Below are 24,008 nucleotides of genomic sequence, written 5' to 3'. Positions count from 1 at the left end.
GCATCGGGATTTCCCGATGTTTTTTTTTGATGAGAACTCGCCGATTGGAGAGTCCGATAGGACAGTTCATGAGGCATAGTTGAATTGATACTTCCCTATAGCAAAAAGAGGCAGTCAGTTGACCGCCTCTTCTTTCATTATTCATTCTCATTTATTTTCTGAATTTCTCTTAAGGCGTCTATCCGTTTTTCGTCTTCTTCAAAAAACTGGACCAAATCACCAATCCGATCAATGGAATCCCAGCTCAAATGATGCTCAATTCCCTCTACATCCTTATAGATGTTTTCCTCTTTCACGCCAATGATTTTAAGGAATTGCTCAAGCAAATCATGGCGGAAAACTAGCCGTTTGCCAATTTTATTCCCTTTTGTTGTTAAGCTGAAGCCTCTATATTTTTCATACACCAAATAATCATCTTTATCGAGCTTTTGAACCATTTTTGTTACCGAGGAGGGATGAACGGACAATGCTTCGGCAATATCGGAAACCCTGGCATATCCTTTTTCTTCTATCAAATTATAAATTTGTTCAATATAATCTTCCATACTGGGTGTTGGCATCCGATACCCTCCATTAAACAGAATCACCTAAAAGTTTACTATAGAAAAATAAGAGTGACAAGATTCTTTATCACAATAACTCCTCAGCCAAACTTTAAACAGTTGCGTTTTCAAATATAAATTTCACTCGCTTTTCCTTTTCATCTAAATACAGTCTGGCATTAAAGGTTTTCTCATTATTGGTAAAGCCTTCAATGACCTCGGTTTTTCCTTCTGTCAAAAGCAGCTTTATATTTTTCTGCGTTATATTTTTCCCAAGAATTTTTTTTGAAATCGTAAAGTTACACTTATTTTTTTGATAGTTCGTACAGCCGTAAAAACTTCCTTTGTCGACCATCGAACCGTCACATTTCTTACATGGTCCAAGCTTAGTCTGAGTTTTCTTTGCCCCCCGTTTACCAGGTGTGAAATTTTCGCTTAGTTCCTTAGAAAACGTCCAATTAACCGCCTGATCAACCCCGGTCGTAATTAAATGGTGAACCATCTTTTTCGTTTGCTCCATAAATTGCTTTGGGGAGGCTGAGCCCTCTGAAATTCCCTTCAACTTCTGCTCCCATTTTGCAGTCATTTCCGGCGATGCGAGAATTTCCTTGCCGACTGCTTCAATAAGAATTTTAGCCTTTGCCGTTGCGTAAACCAGATTTTTTCTAACCTCGATATATGCCCTGTCCTTGAGCATGGTGATAATGCCAGCTCTTGTCGCCTCTGTTCCAAGCCCCTCAGTCTTGGTCAGAATTTTCTCCAGCTCTTTATCCTCAATATGCTTGCCGGCTGTCTTCATCAGCGTAATCAGCTGTCCTTCAGTATAACGCTTTGGAGGCTGTGTCTGGCTTTCCTTCACGTCCACTTTGATTGTTTTGCCTTGTTCCCCTTTTTCCAGCGGCGGCAGCGACGGCTCGTCATCCTGTTCCTTTTGATTGATGACCTTCCTCCAGCCCTCATCAATTTGCACTTTCCCCTTCGAGACAAACTTTGCCCGCCCATCTACTAACGTAATGACGGTCGTATATTCAAAAATGGCTTTTTGGTAATGGGCGGCAATTAAACTCTTAACCACCAGGTCATATAGTTTTTGTTCATCAGCTGATAACTTTTCAATATACGGTATTTGTTCCGTCGGGATAACCGCATAGTGGTCTGTCACTTTTTTCTCGTTTACATATCTTTTATTCTCCGCTATTGAATCAACAGGTAATGGGAAAAAGCCTTGATATTCTTTGAGATGGCTTAATTTTTTAAGAGTATCGGGGAAATTGGCCGCTTCCTCTTTCGTCACATAACGAGAATCGGAACGAGGGTAAGATACATATCCTTTTTGGTAAAGCTGCTGCAGAACATCCAAAGTTTTTTTCGGTGAAAATTTATAACGTTTATTGGCATCAGCCTGCAAGGCAGATAAGTTATAGAGAAGCGGCGGTAAAAACTCTTTCCGCTCACATTGAACATCGTCGACTTCCGCGTTCTTCCCACGGCAAAATGCTGCTACCTTTTCTGCCATCTCCTTGGTGTTAACACGAGTTTCACCGTCGTTTTGCCATTTGCCCGTGTACTTTTTATCATTAATTAAAAATTGTGCCACGACTTCCCAAAACGGTTCAGATTTAAAATTTTCAATCTCTAACTCCCTCTTTACAATCAATGCTAGCGTAGGAGTTTGTACTCTGCCGACTGAAAAAACATCTGAAAAGCCCTGTTTCTGAAGTAGCAGGCTGTACAGTCTTGAAGCATTCATTCCCACTACCCAATCTGCACAGGCCCGGGTATAGGCTTCAAAATAAAGATTTCGGGTGTCTGTTTCTTCCAGCAGCTTTTTAAAGCCTTCCCTAATAGAATTAGGGGTTAGCGAAGAAATCCACAGCCTTTTCATTGGCTTACGGCAATTTGTCAGTCTTAAAATATTGCGGATAATTAGTTCCCCTTCCCTTCCTGCGTCACCGGCATGGATAATATCGGTCACTTGCGGGTCGGATACTAATTTTTTTATCACAGCAAATTGCTTCGCTTTGTCCTTCGTTACTTCATAATTAAAATGTTCTGGTATAATCGGCAGATTCGTTAAGGACCACTTCTTCCATTCCAGCTGATATTTCTCTGGCTGAACCAATTGACAAATATGCCCAATGGCCCAAGTAACATAGCCCCCATCAGGAAAAAGTTCGTTTGGAAAAATTTCAATAAAACCATTTTGTCTTTTATGTTTAAAGATGGATGCCAGGGTAGAGCCTTGATCAGGTTTTTCGGCAATGATTAGTTTCATCATAATTACTCCCTTTTGTTAATACATCTCCGCCTATCATTTTACATCTATTGCTCTTCCCCGTATAGGTTGGACACGAAAATTCCACACACAAAAAACCCCCTTCAGATTAGAAAAAAAACTGAAAGGGTTTTTTATGATTATATTTCCTTGAGCTGGTTAACTCATGCCTCCTGACTATACCAATTCTCTTCCGGAATAATATTTGATACGGTTAAGATAAGAGAGGGCATTCGTTCTACATCAAATATAATGGCGCCTATTTTCTTCGTAAACATGATAAAGGCGCTGCCATGTGGAAATTTTCCGAGCTCCTCCCCGATATGGAGCAACGACATAATTATAGCTTGTTTTTCAACTTCTTCAATCGAAACCTGCGGAGAAAACCGTAATATCCATTCCTCGCCCTCAATTGAAAATCGAAACACTTACATCCCCACCCCAGCATGGAAAAGTTATTAATTAAACATATTGAGGAAAGGTTTGTTTTATGTCCATCATTCAAAAAACGTTTTGATTTTTGAGGAAAAACCTACCGCCATTTCTTGACTGACCATATTTGTTATTGTATATTTAAAGCATCATGAAATCGAATACATTTGCTCATGCTCATGTTTTGTTCCATGATAATATTTATTCTCTGGCACCATATATGAGGGTGTCCTGAAAGGCTTAGGAGGAAGAAGTACATGCAAAATGGTAAAGTAAAATGGTTCAACAACGAAAAGGGCTTCGGATTTATCGAAGTTGAAGGCGGAGACGATGTATTCGTACACTTCAGCGCTATCCAAGGCGACGGCTATAAATCTTTAGAAGAAGGCCAAGAAGTTTCTTTCGAAATCGTTGAAGGAAACCGCGGACCTCAAGCTGCTAACGTTGTAAAATTATAATCAATCATAAATCTTGAAAGGCTGACAGAATTGTCAGCCTTTTTTACGTCAGCTTTTTTCCATATTCCTGAATTTTTTGCCCGACGGTACATTGTGAAATGCAAAACCTGTGGGCCGTTCTCCGGCCCCCTTCCCGTTTTAGTTGCCGATGTACAAAACAGCCTTCACAGTATTCATTCAGCAAATGTTCCACTTGAGTAAAAAGAGCTTTTCTGGCTGATTCTCTCACAAAGATTAGACACCCCGTTCCATTATAGAATAATCGTTTTCGCAAAGATATTTTTTCCTTCCAACGCCTGGGTTGCAAGCTTATCAGCTTCTTTATTGTCATTTCGTGGGATAGCTGTGTATTTTGGATAAATGCCAAGTTGTTTAATTTTTTCCTCTATCCGGTCCAGCCAACGGTTCAAGTTTTCTTCATAACAAGGCCATTCACCCTCCAGCTGTTTTAAAACGACCTGGGAGTCACCTTTAAATTCGCATGATTGATGCTGTACACCTAGATCTTCCAAAATATTAAGGGCAAAATAAAAAGCGGCATATTCTGCCTCGTTGTTTGTATCCATTTCATCAAAAAGTTCATTGGCGCGAATTCTGTATTTCTTTTTTCCCTGCTGAAAAAAGATAACTGCGCCAAGACCAGCCTGATTGGTTTCCTTGTGAAATCCGCCATCAAAATAAACGGTTATTTCTTGAGGTTCCTCTTCTATTTCTGTCAGCAGCTTTTTCATTTCCTTTAAAATCCAAGATGTCCCTTTTTCATCATAAAAATACAGGTCGACCGCTTTCCCCGATCGCTCGAGCTCTTCCCCAAGCTGGACAGCTGTTTCAGCGGAAGCCCAGTCGGAAGTACATTTCACTTTTTCATTACTTTTTAATTTATGCACCCATTCAAGCTTATATTTCACTGATATTCAACCTTTCTAATTGATTATTATGGTAAATAATGTATCCATCTATATAAATTCATTTATATCATACCCAGAAGCGTCATAGAAAATATTTTCCTGCAACGTATAAGTAATATATGATAAACTTTCAGTTAGGTAATGATGGGGGAATTTTGAAAAAACGGAGGCACTAGCACCATGAAAAAACCACTGTTCGCAGATTTAAGCCTGCTTTTAGTGACAATGATTTGGGGAATGACATTTGTTTTAGTGCAAAATGCGATAGACTTTTTGGAGCCATTTGCGTTTAATGGAATACGCTTCTTTATTGCCGCAGTTTTGCTCATTTTCGCTTTAATCCTATTTGAAAGAAAGCAGCTTAAACAAATAAATATAAAATTAATTATTTCCGGAGTTTTTATTGGATTTTGGCTCTATTTGGGATATGTTACGCAAACAATCGGCCTTTTATATACAACATCTTCGAAAGCCGGTTTTATCACCGGGCTCAGTGTTGTTCTTGTCCCTTTATTTTCGATGTTTTTAATGAAACAAATTCCAGGTAAAAACGCGATTTTTGGTGTTCTTACGGCGACTGTTGGCTTGTTTCTGCTGACCCTGACGGATATATCAGCATTAAATATTGGCGATGGATTTGTTTTTGTTTGTGCCATCAGCTTTGCGATGCACATTATTTTAACAGGAAAATTCTCAAGCAGATATCCGACTTTACTTTTGACCGTTATCCAAATCTCAACTGTTGCTATTCTTTCCACTATTTCTTCTTTCATTTTTGAAGATTGGCGGAAGTCATTTCGGACAGACATTTTATTATCACAAGATGTTTTGATTGCTTTGGTTATTACCAGTATTTTTGCAACAGCAATTGCTTTCTTTATTCAAACAAACTTTCAAAAGTATACATCTGCAACAAGGGTTGCCCTTATTTTTGCCATGGAGCCGGTTTTTGCAGCCATTACGGGCTATTTCTGGGCGCAGGAACGTTTATCCTCCAGTGCTTTAATTGGCTGTATCCTTATTTTTATGGGAATGATTTTCGCCGAACTGCCGGCTAAGAAAATCTTCATATTAAGAAAAAACAAAAGTATCGGAAGCTAAAAAGGGGCTGACTTAAATGGTCAGCCTCCTTTTTTAGATTGCCAACAATTCGTGATTTTTCACAAAACTGATGGCGTCTTTTCTGTTGTTTATTTGATTTTGGATAAAGGTTTCCAGTAAGGAAACATAAAAGCTGCCATCAAAGCTTTTCTGTGCTTTTAAGGTCAGTTCAATTGCTGTATTAATTATCTCATCGGAAGCATTTGTGTAATGTTTTCCGAAGTAAATAAAGCCGATTGCATCCTCTTGAAATTGGAAGCCTTTTCCCTTCAAGTAATGCAAATATTCCTCAACCGTCCGCACTGATGATCCAACCCTCTCCCGTAAATCTAGAAATATCCCCTTTAAAATCTTAGCTTAAATTTCGACATTTTTCTATCTTTTTCTGTGCATTTATGACCAATTATCCCGACCAATACTCCTAAAAGCGCGCCGCCTAGCACTTCCTCAGGCTGATGGCCCAGGACTTCCTTCAGCTTTGTTGGAGGCTTTTCTTTAAACTCTACACTTTCTTTTTCATTGATTTTGTCGATTAATTCATTCATTGAATTTACTCTTAACGTCAGTTCACCCGTTTGCCTTCGGACTCCTTGGGCATCATACATAACAATTAAGCCGTAGATAAGGGACAAAGCAAAGTCAATGGTCGGCAGTCCCCTTTTTAATGCGATATAGGTGGTTAAAGTAGCGACTCCTGCTGAATGGGAGCTTGGCATTCCACCTGTTCCAAAAAAGACTTCCGGCCGCCATTCCTTCTTTTTGAAATAATGAATCGGAATTTTCATCCCCTGGGCGAGTCCAATGCTTAAAAGTGCTAAATAAACAGCCTTGTTCATTTGATCACCTCTACCTTTATTGTGAAGAAAGATGAGTTTAATTATTCCGGATGGAGATACTAAAAAAGTGGAGGTGACTTGTATGACCAAAAAGGTAAGCAATAACCGCGGCGCTAAAGCACCTGGTGTAAATCCACAAGGATATGGCCAGGATGCCGAGTTTGCTGAAGAGCCAAAAAGCAAACTGGAAAATAGAGCAAAGAAATCAAATACAAAAATATAAAATGGCAGAAAAAAAGGCTGTCCGTCAGGCAGCCTTTTTTGCTTTATGAAATGGTCTCTCGGTTCTCCAACAGAAATTTTCCATATTCGATTGGTGCTCTATAGGTTGTTTTCCAAATATCAAGCAATTTGGCATGACGAAAAGTAAGCCTTAAGTCCCTGGCATTGCATTCAATAAGCATTGGAAACCCATCATTTGTTATACCAATATCCAGACCAATATCAACAAGGTCTAATTTATTGCCCAATTCACTTGCAATCATCAGGGAGAGTTTTTCAATATCATGATAGACCTGTTCGTATTGGAGATGCGGCAGATTTCCGATAATTTTATCGAGTGAAAAACAAGTCCCTCCCTTAGCAACATTTGTGACAAAGCTCCCTGTTTTCGCAACTTTGCCTACCATTCCGGTAACCTGCCATTCTCCCCGCCTATTTTTTTGGACCGCAACCCTGATATCGAATGGCTTTTGGTCATACTCAGCCAGTGCTATTCTTTCCTGGATAAGAAATTTTCCATCTGTAATCAATTCAAGTTTTTCATACAGCTCTGTCAAAGACAACAATTCCTCCAAGAATAACTTCCCTGCAGGACGTTTAAGTTTCAGCTCTGCCTCGCTCCAGCGTGTCAGTTTCATATTTCTTTTTCCATATGTTCCTTGATTGGGCTTTATGATTAGCTCGTTATGGTGTACAAGGAGTTTCAACAGGTTTTCTTTCGTTAATTTTGCAGTTTCAGGTAAATGTGGCTTTATAAAACAATTTTTAACTAAAATTTTATAGATTTTCCATTTGCCGTACTGATTCCATTTATTAAAAATAACGATTCCCTCTTCCTGCAAGCTTTTAATTTTCTTTCTTGCAGCTTTCGATCCCTGATAGCCGCGATTATGAATGATAGCCGGTTTTGAGATCAATCTTTGTGTGTATTTTCCACTGTAATCTCTCATAAAAACGGTAATTTTAGACTGGCCAGGCTGCAAATCCCTGAATCGCATAAAACAGGGAATCAAATTATTCTCCCCGCATGCTTCCTCATAGAAAGAAAAAATGGGAGATAGCTTTCCTTTGGCCATTGCCAGGTAAAGCTTTGTGCTTATGACAATCCCAATAATCTTATTCTCCAACCTTCTTCACTCCCTTTATTCCCGCTTTAATCAAGATATTTTTAAACATTACATTTACCTTTAATACAGCCTAGTTTTCAAAAACAAACATATAAATTTAATACTAATGAATTTGAAAAGGAGACGGAATGCTGTATGTCCATGAAACTAAAGATAGCTATCATAACTCCGGGTTCTTTTCCTATTCCTTCACCGCGTTCAAGCTCAGTTGAAACCGTTGTTGACAGATTAACAGATACCCTCCAACACGAACTTAGCTTCACCATTTTTGGAAAAAAAACACAAGAACTACCTATTACTGAAAAGCGTGGCAAGATAACCTATTACCGTTTCCGAAAACGAAAAAGTTATCTGGATAAGGTGCTGTTGAAACTGGCGGACGTAAACCCTGACATCATTCAAATTGAAAACCGCCCCAAATTTGTTCCTAAGGTTCGGCAAAAATTTAAAAAGACGGCAATCTGGCTGTCGCTTCACTCGATAAGATATATTACTTTGCCTAGGATTAACAGGGATGAAGCAGGTAAATGTCTGGAGCAAGCCGATAAAATTATCGTTCCCAGCCATTTTCTTAAGGAATACATCATCACCATATTCGGCTGTAAATCAGAAAAAGTTGTAGTTAATCATTTAGGTGTTGATATTCGGCAATTTCAATCCAAATGGTCACAGCAGGTTAATCAAATAAATGAATCAATTAAATTTAAATATCAGCTTACTGACAAAAAAGTCCTACTATTTGTTGGCCGTCTAAAAAGAACCAAGGGCGTTCATAAACTTATAAAAGCCTTGCCTGCTATTATTGAAAAAAGGCCTGATACGGTACTGATTATTGCGGGGAGTTCCTCATATGGTTCAGACAAACCAACAAAATATGTTCAGAATTTGTATGCGTTAGCAAAAGGGCTGACGGATAATATCCTCTTTGTTCCATTTATCCCCCACACGCAAATTCATGAGTGGTTTGCCGCTGCCGATATTGTTCTGGTTCCATCCACCGGGAATGAGGCCTTTGGATTGGTCAATCTTGAGGCAATGGCCAGCGGTGTTCCGGTCATTGCTTCAAAAAACGGGGGAATCCCCGAGGTTATTCAGCATGGTAAAACCGGATATTTACTTAATTCCAAAAGAATGGAATATGAATTAAAAGAATACGTGCTTCATTTATTGAATCAGCCGCAGCTTTTAAAAGAATTAGGGGAAAATAGTGTTGAAACCGTAAGACAATTATTTAGTTGGGAAAAATGCGCGGAGCGGTATTTACAATTGTGTACAAGCGAAATAAATAATAAGGGGGTCTGACCCCCTTCACAGTTTATTAAAAATAAATTTTTTTACTATCAATCTTTCTTTCTACAGGCATAAAATCATCTATTTTAAACCCTTGTATTTGAACTGCATAGAAAAGCGGCTGGAATCGAATACGCAAAAAGGTATCGTAATCTAATGTTTTAAATCCTTTAAAGCTGGGAAAAATGTTAGCTTCCAAGAGCCACGGATAACCTTGCTCATCCAAGGCAACATCAATGCCAAATTCAGCGAAGTGCTCGTTACCGTGATCCATTAAGTCACAAAACTTATGGCACAAATTCAGTATACTCCGATGGACCTGCCGAAAAGAAAGACCTTTTTCCGTCTTCTTAATGGCCTCCTCCAGCGTCATGGCATTCCCGCCTCTGGCGATGTTCGTCAATTCTTCATTTTCACCAGCCACCCGGCATTCAATTCCAGTACACAGCCATCTGTTCCGATTATACTTTTGCATCACTACTCTGACATCAAATGAGCGATTATGCACCTTTAAAAGCGGGATATAGGTTTGATACAAATAACCATTTTGGATAACATTCATTTTTTTTAATATTCCTTCAAACTCCTGAAGGTCCTTGATATGGTGATGTACTTTTGGGGAGAAATTATAATCAGTTAAAATAAAGCCAGGACCTTTTTCTGCTGCTTCAAGAATTAAAATCCCCCTGCCCCGGGACAGGCTAACAGGTTTTAAGATGACTTTTTTCTTTTCTACAAGCAGCTCCATTAATTCTTTCGGGTCCTCTAATAAAAAGGTATCTGGTAAATATTTTTCAATGATCGGTTCGTTTCTTAGGAGGAAAAGATCCGATTTTTTAAAATGGTAAGAATTGAAAACCTGATTATCCGTCATTTCCACTAATTTTTGTAAATGAGTTTTGTTTTGATGGAAATTCCTTCTGTAAATGGCCGCGGGGATTGTTGTTGAAGCATACCTCCAGCAATTATCAATAGGATCATACATCATCCCGTAGGCCACTTTTCTATCCCAATCAATGGAACGAGTAGAAAAAGCGAACACGACCCCGCCGAACCGTTTATATGCACCGAGACGATTCGTGAATTTTTTCATGTAACTTAGGTTATATAGATGGTTTTTTTCTCCTAAAAGCAATCCAACGGTAGGTCCCAAAATGACTTTCTCCTGCACAACTTGGATTTGGAAAATAAGATCTGCAGGAATCCGTAATGTTTCTGCCAATGAATTAGAAATGAATAACTCATAAGGCTGATTGTAAGAATTTTTATCTAAAGCTCCTGAATCTTCCTCAAAAAGGGTTGACCTGCAATCCTCCTCCTTCACACCGTATTTCATAGCCTCCGGCAGTTTTTTTAACCAAGCTGCAATGGATGAAGGGAACTTCAATACCGGCTCTGAATCTTGAAAAACAGTAAGTTTTACCCATAAAGGTCTTAAGGTTCCTTCATAAAGGGGTAATTCCTCACTTCGATGATCGGTTTCTTCGCCTTCAGGCAAGCTGATTAGCTTTTCTCGTTTCATTTCCGGATCAACAGAGGGTTCTAATAGTTCACTAGAAAGTTCGATTGGCCAACTAACGAGCTCCTCGTATTTTATTGGGTCCCAAGAAGCGGCGTCCTTTACGACTTTTTCAATCGACACTGTTGAAAGGATTTTTATATCTCCCTTTTTGTTTAGAAAAAATCGAAGGCCTAATTCATATATCCCTGGATAATAAAATTGAATCAATTTTAAAATGCTGTTGCTCGCGTCGTGTATTTTCTCTTTTAATTGTTCCTGGTCCATTTGCATTTGCGGCAGCAGGTGCCAGGCTTCTTCATATGATTGTAATTGTCCGTTGAAATCTTTTGCGTAAAAAAAAGGGAAATGCCATGTGCCGTGGGTTTTTTTTTGACCAAGAATTGTAAAAATAATGGGGGAGTGGATTGGTTCATTCGAGACTGGGACTAAACTTTTGATATCTTGATTCGAGGAAATCAGTTCCAATAAATGTTTGTTTCTAAGCTTTGCTCTTTCATTGATTACTGTACAGTTCTCCTGTCTTGAGAGCTGAAAGATTGTCCGTTTATGACTCCTTTGATGATAATGATTGGGATTGTAGACAATGGAAGGGATGTCCTGATTACCTAAGTCAATTATTGCACTGTTTTGGACCATAAAAGCTTTACCCTTACGTTCTTTTACATGTATCTCTTCAATATTAAAAAATAGTACGCTAAGCTTTAGTTCTTCTCCTCTTTTACTTAAAAGATCAGCAACGGTTCCTTCTATTTGGATTGTTTTCTTGAGAAGAATACTATCCCATAACCTTTTCGAGAGTACAATACCGATGGAATTTTCATACATTTCCCAGTCACCTACAATTATTTTCAGGTCTTATAAATAATTTATATTCCTGCGACGCAAAAATAGTAATTACAGAGCAAACATCCTTACTTGCTTTCAGAGTTCCATTGCTGATAAAGATGGGGTTCAAGCGTTTTTACATGGTTTAAAAACGATGATTTTAAACCGATTTGTTTTAAATCCTTTAACAGTCGAGTTGGTACCTGTCTATTCACCCGAAAGGAATTAACATGATCAATAACTTTAAGTCTGCCGCATTGATCATAAATCGCATGCCTTAAAGCAAAATCAATCCTTGGAAACTGACAGCGAATTTGTTCCTGAATAATGTCAAGAATTTTTCTGCAAATTTGTTCTGTCATTTTACCAGTCTGTTCAAGCTCCTTCTGTAAGGAAGAACCATTTAAGTACTCCATTAAAATATATTTTTTTCCTATTTCATAAACGTTTGGAACAATCGATGACTTTTTGCCTATTTCTTGCAATACAAAAGCATCCCTTGAACAATATATTTTCTTTGAATAAATTTTTACACATTGCTCATCAGAGACTTTAAATACTGCGCCCTGCAGTCCTTTTCCAATCAATGGGTAGGAGGTTGGATTTTCCTTGATTATGACTGGTTTACCCGGTGACACAACAATCTGCTTAAAATCCTCCATCTAGTTTGCTCCTTTAGTTTATTACTTAAGAAAATGGCAGCAAGGCGTCAATAAAATCCTGTGTTGATTGATATCGCTTTTTTTTGTTCTTCTTTGTTGCTTTTCTAAGTACGTATTGAAGTTCTTTATTCTCTATCTGCAGGCAGGCCTGCTTTTTTCGGTATGGTACAGCGCCGGTTAACAGATATAGACAGACACTTGCAGCACTATATAAATCTGATGAAAAATCTAGCTCTGCTGTGAAGCCGCTGCTTTCTTTTTTTAGTTCCGGATCCCGGTACCATTTAGTCGCCCCTTTATGTCGGCCGGTATATCTACCTTGTTCATTCACCAACACAGCTGACCCAAAGTCAATAATTTTAACCGTTTCCGGATTTTCCTCTGAAATGATTACATTATGGGGAGTAATATCGCAGTGCAGTATGCCATGCTGATGAACTGCCTTTAAGCCCTGCAATATTTTGAGCGTTATTTGGATGGCTGATTTTTGCTGACGCGGTTTGCCTCTTTTAAAATGCCCCAGTTTTTCTCCAGGATAATGGTCGAAAATGATGTATCCATTTGAACCTTCGATAAAAGAATCCGTCATCTGAATCAGTTGTTTATGGGCTGGCAAGCGTTTAAGTATGTTAACCTCATCTTCGGCATCTGCAGCATTTTTTACCTTTTTGACAATAACATTTTTTCCAATGTTATCAACTGCTTCATAAACCTGACTGGTTGCGCCGCTTTCGATAAGGCGGTGAAATGTATATGTTCGCATGGGCTACTGCCTCCAAGTCAATTCCTAATAACTATCCTATTAAATTCGTAAATAGTGGTGAATAAAAAAAGGCTGCCTCAACATGAGACAACCAGAGTCATTAGGAAATATGTGCTTCCACCTGAGGGAAAAGCCTGCCAAGGCCGCGAAGCTCCAATTCCATTAATTTATTTTCCGCCTTTTCTTTCTCGATTTTAAGGCTGGCACTTTCCAGACTGCAATTTACCGGAACATCACATTTGATTTCCGCCAGTTTTCTGGACAGGTGAAGCATGTCCAAATCCTGCTCAATTTTGTTTTTTTGGGATTTTGAAAGTTTGTCCAAATTGGAGATAATTCCTTCAACATGTTCAAACTCTTGTAATAGCTTCAGAGCTGTTTTTTCACCGATTCCTTTAACACCAGGGTAATTGTCGCTAGTATCACCCATTAATGCCTTTAGGTCGACCATTTGTCTAGGCGTAATACCTTTCTCTTCCTTAAAGGTCTGCGGTGTATGGACCAAGTAATTCCCATATCCTTTTTTCATTAAAATGACCGAAATTCTGTCATCAAGCAACTGAAGAATGTCCTGATCGCCGGTCAAGATGGACACATGGGCTTCTTCCTTCGCATGATTAGCAATAGTACCAATACAATCATCCGCCTCAAATCCTGCCAAACCAATATTGGGGATATCGAAAGACTCGACCACTTCTTTAACAAGGTCAAACTGCGGAATTAATTCAACCGGTGCTTCACCGCGATTTCCTTTATAGTCAGGAAAAAGTTCGGTTCGGAAGGTTTTGCTGCCCATATCCCAGCACACGGCAAGATGGGTTGGCTTAAAGGTCGAAACGGCTGTGAACATATGCTTCACAAAACCATGAATCCCATTTGTCGGGATCCCTTTTGAATTTATCATAAACTGCCCTGTTACGGCCGTTGCGTAAAAAGCGCGGAACAACAGGGCCATACCATCGACAAGCATAAGCGAAGGCTTTTGATTCGTCATAAAATTGAACCTCCTATGGATGTTTTTTTACAACACGATTTCCATTATAACATAGGTATGGTTCAAATTTTAATCGACTTTATTTTCCTGATAGGAAATCCAGTCGCTGAAACTGCCGGCATAGAGCTTGACCTTTTGAAATCCTGCTTCCTTTAAGGCCAAGAAGTTCGGGGTTGCTGTTATTCCAGAACCACAATAAACAATAATTTCCTGTTCAGGATTCACATCAGAAAACCGCTGTTTTTGTTCCTCGGCGGATTTGTATTCGCCTCCTGCAAATCCTTCCGTATATGGCTTATTTATAGCCCCCGGAATATGCCCTGCCTTCTTATCAATTGGCTCGACAATACCTAAATAGCGTTTTTCTTCACGGGAATCAATCAACACTACGTTTTCCTTTTTTCCTGCTATAACCTCTTTCACTTCGTCGATGGATGCCAATAATTCTGGTTTTATCTGGTACTGTAATTGCGCTTTAGTGAATGTTGGAATACTTGCTGAAATTGGCAGTCCAGCCTCTGCCCACTGCCTGAATCCTCCATTTAGAACATATGCTTTTTCGTGTCCAAGGTACTTCATGAGCCACCAAAAACGTCCGGCGAATGCGCCTTCTCCCTGATCATAGGCCACGACTGTTGTCGTCTCATCAATCCCTGCCTCCTCAAGCTTGCTTACCAATTCCTGCAAGTCAGGCAATGGGTGGCGTCCGCCATGAGTTTGAACAGGGCTTGATAAATCCTTTTCCAAATCGAAAAAAACAGCACCCGGCAAATGTCCTTCTAAATATTCCTGTTTTCCCTTCTGCGGGTCAGCCAAGGAAAATCGGCAATCCACAATTCTGACTGTGTCAATGTTTAAATTTTGTTCCAGCCATTCCTTCGTAACAATATTTTTCATTGGGATTCTCCCCCGTTTCTCCTAATTTTCAAGCCGCTTAAGTATATCTGTTAAAATTTCGGTTGAAACTCCTCCTTCTAATGCTGCCAATAAACTTAAATAAAAATCATCGGTCTGATCCTTCATTTGCGCTAAAAGGAGCTTGAATTCATTGTTTAGATTCCTTGCATAATGGTCTTTTAAGCGACTGCCTTGATTTTGCAAATATTCATCCGCTGGCCCATTTAATACCTGATTAAGTTCATCGCTCATCCATTTCTTTTCATTTTTCTCAAAGAAGGACCTTGGATTTTTAAAATAAGATTTTGCTTTTGCAAAAGCTTGCTGTTCCATGGTTTCAAACGCTATTGGAAAGTCTATTTCTTCTGCCGTACCTTTTTCATATGGTGAAAAGGACAGGTCTTGATTGACGTCAAGAAGTGTCCGAATTTGTGCCGCCTGATAATCCCGAAGCAGTTTTTCCATAAACCGCTCAATTCGAACCGTTGTAGCTCTCATTTCCTGAGCAAAATCAAAACCTAAGCTTTCCAAAAATTCATCAAGTGCCATTTGCAGTGCCTTCTTCAAGTTGCGGCCATCGTCCCTTAAGGTTGAAGGATTGAAGGCCTCTTTAAAGAAATCGCCAAACCGTAAGAAAACCCGTTGCTTAATATAATAAATTAATTCCTCAGCTTCTTGGAACAGGCGGTTTTCCATTGATTCGACCGTTTGTTTTGCAAACAGCTCTTGAATCATATTCTTCTGTCCTTCAATATCACGGCGTTTTTGCTCTTTAACTGTCTTGTCCTCCAGCGAGCTCTTGATGAGCCGCTCTACCAATTCATGGACACGGTTCAATTCATTCTGAGCCGCTGAAATCGCCATTTCGGTTAAATCGTTTGAAATAAAGTGATAAAAACTATTTTCAAACTGACTCATCCCTGACCTGGAAACCGCTGCTGAATCTATTTTTTCCTTTAAGGCCTCAAGGCTTGATAAAGGATATAGATGTGGATTCCGGATTCCATACTTCACCAGCTGCTCTGAAACATAGTCCGCAACCGCTTCCTTCTCCTCTTCATCTTCGGCAAGGTCAATCGCATTTATAATAAAGAACATTTTGTCCATTTGGAACGATTCCTTTACCCGCCCCAATTGGATTAAAAATTCCCGGTCAGCTTTTGAAAATGCATGGTTATAATACGTGACAAATAATATGGCATCTGAATTTTTGATATAGTCAAAGGCTACTCCTGTATGACGGGCATTGATGGAGTCCGCCCCCGGCGTATCAACGAGCGTAATACCTTTTCTCGTCAGTTCGCAGTCATAATAGAGTTCAATCCATTCCACGTAACAGGATTTTTCTTCTTTGGCGACAAAATCGTGAAATTCGTCTAAACTTGTAACCTTAACCGTTCCGAGCAGTTCAACAAAAGAGGCATAACCTTTAAGAAACGCCTGTAAGAAGGCATAATGAGTCTTCTCAACAATCCCTTCCTGGCTTTGCTCGTAGATGATTCCTTCAATGATTTTAGCGGCAGCTTTAAAATCGGCTGCATGTAATTCAAAGACCTTAAGCGAGCGGTTGACGTCATCGAGCATTGCGTCTCGTTCTTTAAACTTTACAAGGACAGTCCCATGCGTATATTCAGCCGTGACTGGTTTTATTTTATTAATTGCTGCTGTAGTGGGGTTTGGTGAAACAGGTAAAACTTTTTCCCCCATCAGCGCGTTGGCAAAGGACGATTTCCCTGCACTAAACGCACCGAATAAGGCTACGGTAAAACCCTGAGTTTCAAGCCGGCCTGCTTTTTCCGCCAATTCACCTGCCAGCTTTTGAAAGCCCGGCAAACCGTTAATTAGCTTGGAAGCGTTGAGAAGCTTGTCAATGGTGCGTTGCAGACGGTCCTCTGCTTCGTTGTTCCCTTGATCCTTAGAGCCTTTATTTGTTGTTTCAGCATGACTGATTGGTGCAGGTACTTGCTTGCTTTCCCTCTTCATGTCAGCCTTATGGGAATCCGGTTCCACTTCAGATTTAATTAGTTCAAATTCCTCTTCCTGCAGGTCGAAAAGTTGGTAATGGACATCCTCAAGTCCTTGCGGATTGTTCAATAGGTCCATAAGGTTGTTTTCTTTTGCAACAATAGCCTCTTCGTATTTATCAAGCTCTGTTAAAGCTTTTACATAGCGTTCCTGTTTATTGAATTCCTCGGCAAATTGTTCGTTTAATTTTGACTCCTGATCCTTTAGTGCATTTAGATATTTTTCTTTGAACTCGGCAAGTCGGTTTCGGGCGATCCGTTTTATTTCATTCGCCACATCTTCTGTGTAGTGAAGCAGGTATTCACCGGATAGGCGGGCACCAGGCTTTACCGTGTTAATCAAGACATCTTTAGGAACGGTAACGGCATAGCCCTGAGCGAGCCTGAGCAGATCTCCTTGGTCCAGTTCTGTTTCCTTTAATGTACGGAGCAGGAATTCACGTAAATGCCATTCAAGCTGGGATTTTGTTTTTTCAAGAATATCCTGATAAAAAATCTCCAGTCGCGCATTTTTTTCCTCTTGCGTTTTTTGCTTTGAAAAAAGAAAGCCTACTTTAAAATTAGGTTGGCATGCTTCTAGATACTTCTCTGCCATTTCCCTTGTCTGGAATGGCATAATATAAGCATTCTTTAAAATTTGCGCTATTTCTTCATCAAATGACTTTTCCTTAACGTCCGTTCCTCCGGCAAGCCTAGTCAAGCTGTCTTTAATCTGGTGGAAGGAATTCAACAGACCCTCTTTTTCCTCCTCAGTTAATTCATTTAATAGCTCATGATATGGAAGAAGCTTTTCTTCATCCTGCTTTGCAGCCTGGTTGATATGGTCCTGGACGATTTTTTTCAACGAATGGAAAACGGACGGAATAAGCAATTCATCTTTTGCTGCCAATTTATCCGCAATAAATTTCTGTAATGCCTGAAATTCATTGCGGGGGTTCTTTTCATCCTTTAGTGAAGTATAAAAAATCCGTGCTGGTCTAACTCCCCATGAGGCGAAGGCATCAACAACACTTTTTTGAAAATCGGTAAAACTTAATTCTTCATCCTTGTGCTTATCAATTTGATTAATAACTAAATAAACCTCTTTACCTGCTTCCGCCAATTCCTTTGTGAAGAGGAAATTCAACTCTGCCTGGACATGGTTGTAGTCCATCACATAAAAGATTAAATCAGCTAGATGGATGGCAGACTCAGTGGCAATGCGGTGGGCATCATCTGCTGAATCAATTCCCGGTGTGTCCATTATTACGGTATTAGCAGGCAGGTTTGAGTCGCTATGGCTGATCTCGATTTCCTCGATTTTATCGCCATCCTTAGCATACCTTTTGACCATTTCATAATCATAAGGCGCTAAATAAAGCCGTGGTTTCTCGTTTTTAAAAAAGACCTTGGCATAATCCTCTCCGGACTTTACCTTTACAAGGTTTGCACTTGTCGGAATTGGACTTGAGGGAAGCAGTTTTTCCCCTACGACCCGGTTGATCATGGTTGATTTGCCTGCGGAAAAATGGCCGCAAAACGCTATCGCGAATTCGCGGTTTTCTAATTTTCGAGCAAGCTGCTTAATTTTTTGCGCATTTTGAACATCGTTTTGCTCCATTAAATATTCATATATGGCGATTATTTTTTGTTTTAATGTTTGTATCGTTTCATTTTGATCGGCTATTTTGATCATTTAAACTAATTCCCCTTAAACAACATGATAATATGTTTATTTTATACGATAATTCGAACTTTTCCTATCTTGACATACTAAAAAAAAAAGCCAAGGAATATTCCCTGGCTTCATTTAATGCTAAATATATTTATTGGGTGACATTTTTTAATACGTGCTTCATGACAAATGCGTAGATTAAAATGGTTCCGCCGACGAAAGCATAGGTCATATGTAACACCTTCCCTTAATCAGACTCTTAGTTGAGAATGACTTTCATTGTTAATTAAATTCTAACACAGGTGATAATCATTTTCAATACTTTGCAGATTACTGTCACAGTTATTTAACAAACTTTGGCAAGAAACGGCGGCAGTCATGAAAAACTCCGTTGTATTCGCTGTAGCATTCAAGCGCCCTTTCTTCCTCGGGAATCCGGATGGCAAGCACCATGATATTCAATACTGTAAATAAACAGGCAGTATAATACGCCTGAAACAGTAAAGGAATGACAAGGATTTCCACACAAACAACGAAATAATTCGGATGTTTTATAAAACGGTACGGACCTTTACGTATAACGTCTGCATTTGGAAGCACGAGTATTTTCGTGTTCCAATACCTGCCTAGTGAGGCAAGTGCCCATATCCTCAAGGCCTGGGCGAAGATAAAAACAATAAAAATAACCAGCCATTGAGGTGATAACCCGTGATTAAAGATGAACTTTTCCATACTAAAGCTAAGCAAAAATAGTACATGCACAAGGACAATCCAGCGGTAGTGGGCAATGCCAAATTCAAGTGCTCCCTTACTCTTCATCCATTTTTCATTTCTTTTTGCGAATAAAATCTCTGCTGCACGCTGAAAAATGATGAAACCCATAAAGCTAATAAATGGCAGCAAGTCCCTCAATCAAACCACCTCAATAGAAGCATTTCCGAACTGAAACCCGGTCCAAGAGCGGCACAAAGCCCATTTGACCCACGTGGAATATCCATTTCCATATATTGTTTCAACACATAAAGAATGGTAGCAGAAGACATATTTCCAAAGTTTTTTAACACTTCAAGCGAAACGTCTGTCATCGACGCAGGTATGCCAAGCGATTCAACATAGGCATCCAACACCTTTTTACCGCCCGGGTGGGCAATGAAATAGTCTACTTTATCTATTTGAAGCCGGTGCTCATGTAAAAATTCTTCTGCCACTGGCTTTAGCCAGTTATGTACGATGTTTGGTATATCACGAGAAAACCGGACAAACAATCCTTCATTTTTTATATCCCAGCCCATCACATCCAAAGAATCGGGGAGCAGTGCGGATTGAACCGCTAATATGGACGGGTATGTAGTTTTTAAGCGAAAATCCCCGATATCGCAGGAATCACCACATATTAACGCACAGGCAACCCCATCTGCAAAAAGAGAGGTCCCGATTAAATTGCTCTTCGATAGATCATTTCGCTGAAAGGTAATACTGCAAAGTTCAACAGAAAGAACAAGGACTTTAGCTTTTGGAAAGGCCATGCAATATTCAAAGGCACGTGCAAGACCTGCAGCACCGCCTGCACAGCCCAATCCCCAGATTGGGATTCGTTTCGTGTGGAGATGAAAAGGCAGCAGGTTCATTATTCGTGCTTCTATACTTGGAGTTGCAATCCCTGTGGTGGAAATATAAAAAATGGCATCAATGTCTTCGTAAGGAATTCTTTTCTTAAGAAACTGATTGTTATCCAGACATTTTACAACTGCCTCCCTCCCAAGGGTAACGGCCGATTCGATGTAGACATTGTTCTTTTCCTCAAAGGAATGATTCTCCTGAAACCATCCTACGGGATTAACAAAATATCTTTTCTCAATAAGTCCATTTTCAAAAGCCTTTAATAACCGCCCAATTTCTTTAAATGAACCAGAAAACAATTCCCTTGCAAACTCTGTCGCCTGCGTCTGTTTAATTTCATATGGAGGAATAACTTCTGCAATGGAAAGAATTGTAGGCATACATCAATCTCCTTAACCAAAGGTAAGGGTATTTTTTGCCAATTTAAAGTAAATTATTCCAGACACAAAAAAAACTTCCCCATTCGGAGAAGTAAACGTTTTGAAGGTTGTTGTTGTTGTGCATGTTTATTATATCTTGTAATAGTTATTCCTTCATTATATAAACTTTTCCAATTCTCTAACTTATCCTGAATATTATTTTTCCGGTTGCTTTTGAACCTCAATTTTTATTTTATTTCCCGCTAATGTCCCGCAAACCTTACAAATTTCAATCTTATTATACAAAAGACGGCAATGTTCGCAATAATATTTCTCCAAACCAACCACTTCCAAAGAAAAAGATTTTTATTATTATCATATTTTTCTTACAGAGAATTGTGACAAAAAACGAACAGCCGATCATCCATTGCGTAATCAAATTATCAATTATCTAAATCACAGGCTCGGTGTGATGTTTCACACTTTAGTCACAATTACAGGTGGGTAATTGTGACTTTAATCACTGTTATACCAACTTATTAACATTACCATAGTAGATAACTAAGGAATGAACAATTTGTGAATTCTTGAATTTGATATTTTACTTTCAAAATTGTTTTGTATTATGAAAGAGAAATCATTAATTTACTTTTCATTTTCTGAAGGGAGTGTAGGGGGATGGCAAAGGCGGAACTAAAGACAAAGCACCAAACAGAGATTGAAGACAGTTCTTCTTTAAAGGGGACACTGGCGTCTGTATTCATTCTGGGGCTATTTATCATTGTTTCATGGGTTTCAGTTTACTATCTGTTCGTAGACCGTTTTTAGGAAATAAAGGGGGGAATTACATATGCATATGCATAAATTTGAAAAAATCTGGCTGACGTTTGGAATCGGCTGTCTTGTTGTCTTTTTAACAGTAGTCGGTGTCAGCGCTTTTTACATGGGCAACAAACCAGCAAGCTGTTTAACTACAATAAATCCGGAAAAGGTTGATACCACAAAACCTTTCGATAAGCCGGGACTTCATAAGGTTGAAGGCAAAGAGTGGGATTATGAACTAGTATTTGTCGCATCTGCTTTCTCTTATAACCCAGCAAAGGTTGAGGTTCCGCTTGGAGCAAAGGTGAAAGTAATCGCTACCACCAAGGACGTTGTCCATGGCTTTGAAATGGCCGGAACCAATATTAATATGATGCTTGAACCGGGCTATGTCAGCGAGTATACAACAACCTTTGACAAAGCCGGCGAATTTCTAGTTGTTTGTAACGAATACTGTGGAACAGGGCACCATTTAATGTTCTCGAAGATTGAGGTGGTTAAATAATGGTTAACGCAGCAGCGAAAGTAAAGGTTGATCCACGTGACGCGAAGCTATCCATGGCGCATTTCTTTGTGGCTTTCGGAGCACTCGCTCTCGGCGGTCTGATGGGATTACTACAAACCCTTGTCCGTTCCGGAAAATTTGAACTGCCTTGGGGAATTGGCTACTATCAAATTTTAACAGCTCATGGTGTTTTAATGGGGCTCGTTTTAACAACATTCTTTATCATGGGATTTCAATATGCGGCTGTATCTAGAACTGCGGGAACACATTCTCCAGCGGCCAGACGCACCGGCTGGATTGGTTTCTGGTTAATGACTGCCGGTACCCTTATGTCAGGAACGATGATTCTATTAAATGAAGCATCTGTACTTTATACATTCTATGCACCACTTAAAGCACACTGGGTCTTTTATTTAGGATTAACCTTTGTGGTTGTCGGCAGCTGGGTTGATGGCGCCGCACAAATTATGACCTATGCAAAATGGCGGAAAAACAACCCTGGCAAACCAAGCCCGTTGTTAAGCTTTATGGCTGTTATCAACACGGTGATGTGGATTGTGGCTACATTAGGGGTTGCTGCAACTGTTCTATTCCAATTGCTGCCTTGGTCTTTAGGTTTAGTAGATACTGTTGATGTTCTTATCAGCCGTACGTTATTCTGGTATTTCGGTCACCCGCTAGTGTATTTCTGGCTGTTGCCTGCATATATGTGCTGGTATGCAGTTATTCCAAAAATCATCGGCGGAAAGATTTTCTCAGATTCATTAGCCCGTTTATCTTTTATCTTATTCTTGCTTTTCTCGATTCCGGTTGGTTTCCACCACCAGTTGACAGAACCGGGCATTGATCCGGCTTGGAAATTTATTCAGGTTATCTTAACATTCATGGTTATTATTCCGTCCTTAATGACAGCCTTCTCTCTGTTCGCAACGTTTGAGAGATATGGCCGTTCTAAAGGAGCTACTGGTTTATTTGGCTGGTTTAAAGTGCTTCCTTGGAATGATGCACGTTTCACAGTCCCATTCATTGGTATGGCTTCATTCATTCCTGCTGGTGCCGGCGGTATCATCAATGCTTCCAACCAAATGGACCAGGTTGTCCATAATACCATCTGGGTAACAGGACACTTCCATTTGACAGCAGCAACTTCTGTTGTACTGACATTCTTTGGAATTTCATATTGGCTTGTGCCGCACTTAACTGGCCGCAAGCTGACTAAAGCGATGAACAAATTAGGTATTATCCAAGCATGGGTATGGTTCATCGGAATGGCATTCATGTCCGGTGCAATGCACTTCCAAGGACTGCTTGGTGCACCAAGACGTTCAGCATTCTCCACTTACGGTGACTCCAAGCAGGCGCTTGAGTGGATTCCTTACCAAATTGCTCAGGCAGTTGGCGGAACGATTTTATTCCTTGGCATCATATTAGTTTTAGTTATTTTCATTAATCTTGCCTTCTTTGCACCAAAAGGCGAAGAAGAATTCCCTGTCGGCGAAGCAGAAAATCTGCAGGAAAAAGCACCAATGGTATTTGAAAACTGGAAATTATGGCTTGGTATCACTGCTGCCTTAATCCTGTTCGCTTACACAATACCATTCATTGATATCATTCAAAATGCACCGCCTGGATCCAAAGGATTTAAGACGTGGTAATGGTAAAAGGCTTCAATCTCAACGATTGAAGCCTTTGCAGATTGTCGAGAAAAGGTATTTTTCTCGGCAATTTTTTTATTTTGTCCAAACCTAAATTTACCAAACTTTTATTGTTAATCTCTGCTAACTGGCCTGTTGGTTTCCGCTCCGGCCACTCGCTTTCCGCGGGGAGCTCCTGGAGCCTCCTCGGCGCTTTGGCGCCTGTGGGGTCTCCAGTGACCTCTATATCCCGCTGGAGTCGAGTGACCTCCGCTCCAATTAACAGGGAGGCAAATTAACCTAATTATTGCAACACACACTTTCCATCATTGATAAGTGTGTTGCAATATTTTTCATATTTGGCAGCCTGCAGTAAGAAAAGTCTGTTCTCTTACATTATTCAATCCTCACAATCGGCAACAGCGAAGCCCATGCTGCTCTTTTGAATCTGCGAAGCTTCGCACAATTTCCCTTTCCAAATTTATAAGCATTTTTCCAGATTTAGATAAGCGATTTAGGAGTTGAATAACTTAATG

Annotated in this window: 23 protein-coding genes; 7 read left to right on the top strand and 16 right to left on the bottom strand. The window is 39.7% G+C overall.

The features are described from left to right. Positions 1 to 137: 137 nt before the first annotated feature. The 3 genes from mntR to ACNQGS_RS27750 all read right to left on the bottom strand — a co-directional run bounded on the left by mntR (position 138) and on the right by ACNQGS_RS27750 (position 3,245). Complete coding sequence (gene mntR, locus ACNQGS_RS27760) at positions 138 to 560, bottom strand: transcriptional regulator MntR (RefSeq protein ID WP_378583869.1); 423 nt, start codon at positions 558 to 560, stop codon at positions 138 to 140. Between the two features lie 94 nt (positions 561 to 654). Then, the gene (locus tag ACNQGS_RS27755; protein ID WP_491490200.1) at positions 655 to 2,817 is read right to left on the bottom strand and encodes a DNA topoisomerase III; all 2,163 of its coding nucleotides are present in this window, start codon (positions 2,815 to 2,817) and stop codon (positions 655 to 657) included. Positions 2,818 to 2,981: 164 nt separating this feature from the next. After that, positions 2,982 to 3,245: a hypothetical protein gene (locus ACNQGS_RS27750; protein WP_213145087.1), complete on the bottom strand. Its 264-nt coding sequence runs from the start codon at positions 3,243 to 3,245 to the stop codon at positions 2,982 to 2,984. Positions 3,246 to 3,506: 261 nt separating this feature from the next. On the opposite strand from ACNQGS_RS27750, the gene cspD reads away from it, so the two are divergent. Further along, a complete protein-coding gene (cspD, locus tag ACNQGS_RS27745) occupies positions 3,507 to 3,707 on the top strand; it encodes a cold-shock protein CspD (protein WP_023627628.1) in 201 nt (66 codons plus the stop codon). A 43-nt stretch (positions 3,708 to 3,750) separates the two neighbouring features. Here cspD and ACNQGS_RS27740 read toward each other — a convergent pair whose 3' ends face one another. Both ACNQGS_RS27740 and ACNQGS_RS27735 read right to left on the bottom strand, forming a co-directional pair. Then, entirely contained in the window at positions 3,751 to 4,038 is a 288-nt protein-coding gene (locus ACNQGS_RS27740) for a zinc-finger domain-containing protein (RefSeq protein WP_491490199.1), read from the bottom strand. Next, positions 3,959 to 4,615: a reverse transcriptase-like protein gene (locus ACNQGS_RS27735; RefSeq protein WP_491490198.1), complete on the bottom strand. Its 657-nt coding sequence runs from the start codon at positions 4,613 to 4,615 to the stop codon at positions 3,959 to 3,961. Before ACNQGS_RS27735 ends, ACNQGS_RS27740 begins: the two co-directional genes overlap by 80 nt. Before the next feature lie 180 nt (positions 4,616 to 4,795). Between ACNQGS_RS27735 and ACNQGS_RS27730 the strand changes: the two genes are divergently transcribed. Continuing rightward, positions 4,796 to 5,716: a DMT family transporter gene (locus ACNQGS_RS27730; protein WP_491490197.1), complete on the top strand. Its 921-nt coding sequence runs from the start codon at positions 4,796 to 4,798 to the stop codon at positions 5,714 to 5,716. Positions 5,717 to 5,749: 33 nt separating this feature from the next. Here the strand turns inward: ACNQGS_RS27730 and ACNQGS_RS27725 are convergent, their stop codons facing one another. Together ACNQGS_RS27725 and ACNQGS_RS27720 are read right to left on the bottom strand one after the other, a co-directional pair. Next, positions 5,750 to 6,019 carry a DUF6123 family protein gene (locus tag ACNQGS_RS27725; protein ID WP_213145083.1) on the bottom strand — a complete coding sequence of 90 codons (270 nt, stop codon included), beginning with the start codon at positions 6,017 to 6,019 and terminating at the stop codon, positions 5,750 to 5,752. 41 nt (positions 6,020 to 6,060) lie between these two features. Then, positions 6,061 to 6,552: a divergent PAP2 family protein gene (locus ACNQGS_RS27720; protein WP_423798899.1), complete on the bottom strand. Its 492-nt coding sequence runs from the start codon at positions 6,550 to 6,552 to the stop codon at positions 6,061 to 6,063. Between the two features lie 82 nt (positions 6,553 to 6,634). Between ACNQGS_RS27720 and sspL the strand changes: the two genes are divergently transcribed. Continuing rightward, on the top strand, positions 6,635 to 6,775 hold the full coding sequence (sspL, locus tag ACNQGS_RS27715) for a small, acid-soluble spore protein L (RefSeq protein ID WP_213120425.1): 141 nt from the start codon (positions 6,635 to 6,637) through the stop codon (positions 6,773 to 6,775). 43 nt (positions 6,776 to 6,818) lie between these two features. Here the strand turns inward: sspL and ACNQGS_RS27710 are convergent, their stop codons facing one another. Then, positions 6,819 to 7,901 (bottom strand): YheC/YheD family protein, encoded by a 1,083-nt coding sequence (locus ACNQGS_RS27710; RefSeq protein ID WP_491490196.1) that lies wholly within the window; start codon positions 7,899 to 7,901, stop codon positions 6,819 to 6,821. Positions 7,902 to 8,042: 141 nt separating this feature from the next. On the opposite strand from ACNQGS_RS27710, the gene ACNQGS_RS27705 reads away from it, so the two are divergent. Beyond that, positions 8,043 to 9,203 carry a glycosyltransferase family 4 protein gene (locus ACNQGS_RS27705; protein ID WP_491490195.1) on the top strand — a complete coding sequence of 387 codons (1,161 nt, stop codon included), beginning with the start codon at positions 8,043 to 8,045 and terminating at the stop codon, positions 9,201 to 9,203. A 16-nt stretch (positions 9,204 to 9,219) separates the two neighbouring features. Here ACNQGS_RS27705 and ACNQGS_RS27700 read toward each other — a convergent pair whose 3' ends face one another. The 8 genes from ACNQGS_RS27700 to ACNQGS_RS27665 form a co-directional block, all read right to left on the bottom strand. Further along, complete coding sequence (locus ACNQGS_RS27700; RefSeq protein ID WP_491490194.1) at positions 9,220 to 11,538, bottom strand: YheC/YheD family endospore coat-associated protein; 2,319 nt, start codon at positions 11,536 to 11,538, stop codon at positions 9,220 to 9,222. A gap of 86 nt (positions 11,539 to 11,624) precedes the next feature. Continuing rightward, on the bottom strand, positions 11,625 to 12,200 hold the full coding sequence (locus ACNQGS_RS27695) for a protein kinase family protein (RefSeq protein WP_491490193.1): 576 nt from the start codon (positions 12,198 to 12,200) through the stop codon (positions 11,625 to 11,627). Between the two features lie 25 nt (positions 12,201 to 12,225). Next, positions 12,226 to 12,963 (bottom strand): protein kinase domain-containing protein, encoded by a 738-nt coding sequence (locus ACNQGS_RS27690; RefSeq protein ID WP_491490192.1) that lies wholly within the window; start codon positions 12,961 to 12,963, stop codon positions 12,226 to 12,228. Positions 12,964 to 13,063: 100 nt separating this feature from the next. After that, positions 13,064 to 13,957 carry a 5'-3' exonuclease gene (locus ACNQGS_RS27685; protein ID WP_491490191.1) on the bottom strand — a complete coding sequence of 298 codons (894 nt, stop codon included), beginning with the start codon at positions 13,955 to 13,957 and terminating at the stop codon, positions 13,064 to 13,066. Between the two features lie 69 nt (positions 13,958 to 14,026). Beyond that, positions 14,027 to 14,854, bottom strand: a complete 828-nt coding sequence (locus tag ACNQGS_RS27680; protein ID WP_491490190.1) for a sulfurtransferase — start codon at positions 14,852 to 14,854, stop codon at positions 14,027 to 14,029. Positions 14,855 to 14,875: 21 nt separating this feature from the next. Next, positions 14,876 to 18,553, bottom strand: coding sequence for a dynamin family protein (locus ACNQGS_RS27675; RefSeq protein ID WP_491490189.1), 3,678 nt, complete (start codon positions 18,551 to 18,553; stop codon positions 14,876 to 14,878). Positions 18,554 to 18,874: 321 nt separating this feature from the next. Then, positions 18,875 to 19,414 (bottom strand): isoprenylcysteine carboxyl methyltransferase family protein, encoded by a 540-nt coding sequence (locus ACNQGS_RS27670; protein WP_491490188.1) that lies wholly within the window; start codon positions 19,412 to 19,414, stop codon positions 18,875 to 18,877. Positions 19,415 to 19,440: 26 nt separating this feature from the next. Then, complete coding sequence (locus ACNQGS_RS27665; protein ID WP_491490187.1) at positions 19,441 to 20,532, bottom strand: type III polyketide synthase; 1,092 nt, start codon at positions 20,530 to 20,532, stop codon at positions 19,441 to 19,443. 657 nt (positions 20,533 to 21,189) lie between these two features. Here ACNQGS_RS27665 and ACNQGS_RS27660 point away from each other — a divergent pair. The 3 genes from ACNQGS_RS27660 to ACNQGS_RS27650 are packed head-to-tail and all read left to right on the top strand — an operon-like array spanning position 21,190 to position 23,493. After that, complete coding sequence (locus ACNQGS_RS27660) at positions 21,190 to 21,339, top strand: cytochrome c oxidase subunit 2A (RefSeq protein WP_213120417.1); 150 nt, start codon at positions 21,190 to 21,192, stop codon at positions 21,337 to 21,339. A 22-nt stretch (positions 21,340 to 21,361) separates the two neighbouring features. Further along, positions 21,362 to 21,838, top strand: a complete 477-nt coding sequence (locus ACNQGS_RS27655; protein ID WP_491490186.1) for a cytochrome c oxidase subunit II — start codon at positions 21,362 to 21,364, stop codon at positions 21,836 to 21,838. Then, a complete protein-coding gene (locus ACNQGS_RS27650) occupies positions 21,838 to 23,493 on the top strand; it encodes a b(o/a)3-type cytochrome-c oxidase subunit 1 (RefSeq protein WP_423798909.1) in 1,656 nt (551 codons plus the stop codon). Before ACNQGS_RS27655 ends, ACNQGS_RS27650 begins: the two co-directional genes overlap by 1 nt. Positions 23,494 to 24,008: the final 515 nt, after the last annotated feature.

Source organism: Neobacillus sp. PVCKKU3 (genome assembly GCF_058323225.1).
The sequence above is the reverse complement of the archived record's forward strand: the minus strand, read 5'-3'. Positions and strand labels throughout refer to the sequence as shown.

Excerpts from the sequence above, each read along its gene's own strand:
- mntR (WP_378583869.1), bottom strand. The coding sequence starts at position 560 with ATGCCAACACCCAGTATGGAAGATTATATTGAACAAATTTATAATTTG.
- ACNQGS_RS27755 (WP_491490200.1), bottom strand. The coding sequence starts at position 2,817 with ATGAAACTAATCATTGCCGAAAAACCTGATCAAGGCTCTACCCTGGCA.
- cspD (WP_023627628.1), top strand. The coding sequence starts at position 3,507 with ATGCAAAATGGTAAAGTAAAATGGTTCAACAACGAAAAGGGCTTCGGA.
- ACNQGS_RS27740 (WP_491490199.1), bottom strand. The coding sequence starts at position 4,038 with ATGACAATAAAGAAGCTGATAAGCTTGCAACCCAGGCGTTGGAAGGAA.
- ACNQGS_RS27730 (WP_491490197.1), top strand. The coding sequence starts at position 4,796 with ATGAAAAAACCACTGTTCGCAGATTTAAGCCTGCTTTTAGTGACAATG.
- ACNQGS_RS27720 (WP_423798899.1), bottom strand. The coding sequence starts at position 6,552 with ATGAACAAGGCTGTTTATTTAGCACTTTTAAGCATTGGACTCGCCCAG.
- sspL (WP_213120425.1), top strand. The coding sequence starts at position 6,635 with ATGACCAAAAAGGTAAGCAATAACCGCGGCGCTAAAGCACCTGGTGTA.
- ACNQGS_RS27705 (WP_491490195.1), top strand. The coding sequence starts at position 8,043 with ATGAAACTAAAGATAGCTATCATAACTCCGGGTTCTTTTCCTATTCCT.
- ACNQGS_RS27700 (WP_491490194.1), bottom strand. The coding sequence starts at position 11,538 with ATGTATGAAAATTCCATCGGTATTGTACTCTCGAAAAGGTTATGGGAT.
- ACNQGS_RS27695 (WP_491490193.1), bottom strand. The coding sequence starts at position 12,200 with ATGGAGGATTTTAAGCAGATTGTTGTGTCACCGGGTAAACCAGTCATA.
- ACNQGS_RS27690 (WP_491490192.1), bottom strand. The coding sequence starts at position 12,963 with ATGCGAACATATACATTTCACCGCCTTATCGAAAGCGGCGCAACCAGT.
- ACNQGS_RS27685 (WP_491490191.1), bottom strand. The coding sequence starts at position 13,957 with ATGACGAATCAAAAGCCTTCGCTTATGCTTGTCGATGGTATGGCCCTG.
- ACNQGS_RS27680 (WP_491490190.1), bottom strand. The coding sequence starts at position 14,854 with ATGAAAAATATTGTTACGAAGGAATGGCTGGAACAAAATTTAAACATT.
- ACNQGS_RS27675 (WP_491490189.1), bottom strand. The coding sequence starts at position 18,553 with ATGATCAAAATAGCCGATCAAAATGAAACGATACAAACATTAAAACAA.
- ACNQGS_RS27670 (WP_491490188.1), bottom strand. The coding sequence starts at position 19,414 with ATGGGTTTCATCATTTTTCAGCGTGCAGCAGAGATTTTATTCGCAAAA.
- ACNQGS_RS27665 (WP_491490187.1), bottom strand. The coding sequence starts at position 20,532 with ATGCCTACAATTCTTTCCATTGCAGAAGTTATTCCTCCATATGAAATT.
- ACNQGS_RS27660 (WP_213120417.1), top strand. The coding sequence starts at position 21,190 with ATGGCAAAGGCGGAACTAAAGACAAAGCACCAAACAGAGATTGAAGAC.
- ACNQGS_RS27655 (WP_491490186.1), top strand. The coding sequence starts at position 21,362 with ATGCATATGCATAAATTTGAAAAAATCTGGCTGACGTTTGGAATCGGC.
- ACNQGS_RS27650 (WP_423798909.1), top strand. The coding sequence starts at position 21,838 with ATGGTTAACGCAGCAGCGAAAGTAAAGGTTGATCCACGTGACGCGAAG.